The sequence below is a fragment of the Micromonospora sp. genome (genome assembly GCF_048594385.1).
GTDB classification, from domain to species: Bacteria; Actinomycetota; Actinomycetes; order Mycobacteriales; family Micromonosporaceae; genus Micromonospora; species Micromonospora wenchangensis.
Genome location: NZ_JBMDWU010000404.1, coordinates 1 through 3,323 on the forward strand (window position 1 = coordinate 1; position 3,323 = coordinate 3,323).

Below are 3,323 nucleotides of genomic sequence, written 5' to 3' on the forward strand. Positions count from 1 at the left end.
CGGAGCCGCCCGGCGCGATCTACGAGGGCCTTCCTGCCCACCTGTCCACCGACCTGGACCCCGAGACACGACTGCGGCTGCGATACCTGGGCTGGCTGCGCGGCGACGCCCCCGACTACGTCACCTGGATACGCGGCGACCAGGATCCCATCACCGAGTTGGCCCGCAGCTTGACGGCCGAGGTGTACCTGCCCGTGCTGGCCGGTCTGGGCTATGACAGGGCCGGCCTGCGTCGGCACGCGGTCGCGCGTCTGCTGATGGAGCGGACGGTCAGCCTACTGCTCGCCGACGGCGTCCTCACCTGTGGCCCGCGCGACCTGCGCCGGGTGTGCTGGCGCGGGAACAATCTGCGCCTCGCGGCCGCCGCCCGTCCGGGCGGTGACTGACTGATGAGCGGTGTGTTGGTGGTGACCGGTGGCTCCTCCGGCATCGGCCTGGCCGTGGCGCAACGTGCCGCCCGTACCGGCGTGTCGATCTCGCTCGACCTCGTGCCGCCGCCGACCGGGTCACCGGTGCACCACATCCACTGCGACGTGCGCGACGAGAACAGCGTGTCAGACGCAGCCCGGACGGTCAGCGGCCGGTTCGGATGCCTGAACGGTCTGCTCATCAACGCCGGGGTGCTGGAGCAACCTGCGGATGTGGCGCGGCTGCGGGTTGGCGCCTGGCGTGATGTCCTCGACACCAACCTGACCGGAGCGTTCCTTACCGCAAAGCACTTCGTCGATGACCTGCGGGCCAGCCGCGGCGCGATGGTGCTGACCGCCTCGATCGTTGCCGAGCGCGGCTCGCCCGGGCATCTGGCCTACGCTGCGGCGAAGGCGGGCGTCGTCGCGCTCACCCGTTCGTTGGCCGTCGCACTCGCTCGTGACGGAGTACGGGTCAACGCGATCAGCCCCGGCTCGGTTGTCGGAACCAAGCTACTCGGTCACTCGCTGTCCACGGCAGACCTCGTCGGACTCGCCGCGACCATCCCCGCCCGCAGGCCGGCCACACCGACCGACATCGCACGGGCCGTCGAGTTCCTGCTGTCGCCAGCCGCTGTACACATCACCGGTGAGGTGCTGACCGTCGACGGCGGGGAGCGGTACGCACGCCCGGGCGCGGCCCGGCAGCACAACGAGGAGGTTGACGATGCCGGTGGTGGAACTCGATAGCGTCAGCAAGCGCTACGGCGACACCGGGGCGCTCGAGCCGGTGTCGCTCACCGTTGCTCTCGGGCAGGTCGTGGTGTTGGTTGGCCCGAACGGCGCCGGGAAGACCACCCTGGTCCGCATCGCGTGCGCCCTGCTCGGCGCCGACAGCGGCACGGTGCGGGTGGCCGGGGTGGACGCCCGCAGCCGTCCCGCCGCAGCCCGGCACCACGTTGCTTTCGTGCCACAGGGGGCCGCGCCCGATCTCAACCTCAGCCCGTATGAGCACGTCTACTTCTACCTGCTCGCCCGGGACGTGCCGCGTAGGCAGGCGCGTCAGCGAAGCCTCGAGGTGCTGGAGGCACTCGACCTCACCGGGTGCCGGGACCGTCTGGTCCACACGCTGTCCGGGGGGTACCAGCGGCGGGTTCTGATCGCGATGTGCATGGCCGCGCGTCCCCGGGTCCTGGTGCTCGACGAGCCGACGACGGCGCTCGACCCGGAGATCCGACGCCAGACCTGGCGGCAGCTCGACGAGCTGCGGCCGGACAGCGCGATCCTGGTCACCACGCATGACATGGCCGAGGCGGAGGTGATCGCCGATCGCATCGTTCTCCTGTCCACTGGCCGGGTGGTCGCGGCCGACACGACCAAACGGCTGATCGCGCGCCTACCGATGGACCGGAAGGTCGTGGTGGACGCTGCGGCTGAGCAGCTCTCGGCGCTGTGGCCGGAGGTACGGGTGGAGCGCTTGGCCGGGCGCAGCGTTCTACTCCCCTCTGGTCCCGGTGAACTGAAGGAGTGGGTGAACCGGTTGACCGGCGCGAGGATGCCCTTCGCGGTCGAGCCGTGCCGTCTGGAAGACGTCTACTTCCGACTGCTGGTCGGCGCGCCCGACAACGCCGACCAGCAGTAGCCCTCAACCGTCCGAGAGCGCGGCGAAGGCGTCGACGATGCCGTGCCCGTAGAAGCCGTTGAACTGCCTGCCACCGACGCACAGCGCATCGAACTCGGGGCCCTGCGGGTAGGACACCAGCCGAGGCTGGGGGCACGAGCGCTCGGCCGCGCTTGTGGTGAGGATGCGCTCCACGTGGTCAGGATCCATGGTGATCGTGCCGGGACGACGGGGGTCCGGGTGCCCGTAACGGCTGACGATCAGCGCAGCGACGCCGGCTGCGTACGGTGCGGCCATGGATGTGCCGGCCTGGTAGGCCGCGTACCCGCAGTCACCGCCCTGCGTGCAGTACCTCAGCACCAACTCACTCGCCTGGGGTTTGACCGTGCCGTCGGGCTCCAGCAGGCCGACCTCGCGGAGCACCTTCTCGGGAAAGGTGGACAGGACCAGGTTGCCGTAGCTGCCGTGGCCCCCCGTCCCGGTGGGGTCGTCGAGCCAGCCGCCGGGGGCGGTGACCGAGATCCGTTCACCACCGTAGTTGGCGTATTCGGGTTTGGCTTTGGACGGACCAACCGCGCCGACGCCGATAACGTGCGGGCCCTCGACCGGAAGGCTCCAACAGGTGGCGTTGTCGATCTGCCGCTCGTAGGCGCCCCCGGCCGGGTAGTCGGGGCTGCGCGTGTCCACGCCGGGACGACCGAGGTCGGTGTGCTGATTGCCCAGTGAGGCGAGCAGCGTCACCCCGTTACGGTGCGCGTACCGCAATGCCCGGTTCATCGCCGTGATGACGACCCGTTGTTCGGCCTGCCGCTGGGAGGAGTCGGCCGGGTTCGACGAGCAGGTGTAGAGCCACGGATCCAGATAGAAGGACATGTTGACGACGTCGATCCCGGCCTGCGCGGCATAGGTGAGCGCGTCGACCACCGGCTTCAGGAAGAAGTAGGCGGAATCCTGACCGGCCTTCAGCTCGACGATGCTGACGCCCGGCGCCACGCCGGACAGGCCCGAGCCGTCCGCGGCCGCTCCCACGATCCCGGCGACGTGGGTTCCGTGTCCGCTGTCGTCGGTGCCGACCGGATCGTGACAATCGGCGGCCTCGCAGGGGCCGTCGATTTCGACGATGTCGGATGCGAAGTTTCGTGACCGTGGCCAGGCGAACGACGGCCGGATGTCAGGGTTGCTGGCGTCGACGCCGGTGTCGATGATCCCGACGCTCACTCGGCGGTCGCCCATGGTGACGGCTCGGGCCAGGTCGGCGCGCACCATGGTCAGACCCCAGAGCCTGGCGTCGAGGG

Annotated in this window: 4 protein-coding genes; 3 read left to right on the forward strand and 1 reads right to left on the reverse strand. The window is 69.9% G+C overall.

Annotated elements, in window-relative coordinates:
- The 3 genes from ACOJTC_RS21510 to ACOJTC_RS21520 form a co-directional block, all read left to right on the forward strand.
- Positions 1-386 (forward strand): hypothetical protein (locus ACOJTC_RS21510; protein ID WP_420118231.1); only part of this gene is annotated, 386 nt, incomplete at its 5' end.
- A gap of 3 nt (positions 387-389) precedes the next feature.
- Positions 390-1,157: an SDR family NAD(P)-dependent oxidoreductase gene (locus ACOJTC_RS21515; RefSeq protein ID WP_420118232.1), complete on the forward strand. Its 768-nt coding sequence runs from the start codon at positions 390-392 to the stop codon at positions 1,155-1,157.
- On the forward strand, positions 1,135-2,049 hold the full coding sequence (locus ACOJTC_RS21520) for an ABC transporter ATP-binding protein (RefSeq protein ID WP_420118233.1): 915 nt from the start codon (positions 1,135-1,137) through the stop codon (positions 2,047-2,049). Before ACOJTC_RS21515 ends, ACOJTC_RS21520 begins: the two co-directional genes overlap by 23 nt.
- Positions 2,050-2,052: 3 nt before the next feature.
- On the opposite strand, the gene ACOJTC_RS21525 is transcribed toward ACOJTC_RS21520, so the two are convergent.
- The coding region (locus ACOJTC_RS21525) for a S8 family serine peptidase (RefSeq protein WP_420118234.1) at positions 2,053-3,323 on the reverse strand (1,271 nt) is incomplete at its 5' end.

What these genes read in the sequence shown, in the direction of transcription:
- ACOJTC_RS21515 (WP_420118232.1), top strand. Translation starts at nt 390, where the DNA reads ATGAGCGGTGTGTTGGTGGTGACCGGTGGCTCCTCCGGCATCGGCCTG.
- ACOJTC_RS21520 (WP_420118233.1), top strand. Translation starts at nt 1,135, where the DNA reads ATGCCGGTGGTGGAACTCGATAGCGTCAGCAAGCGCTACGGCGACACC.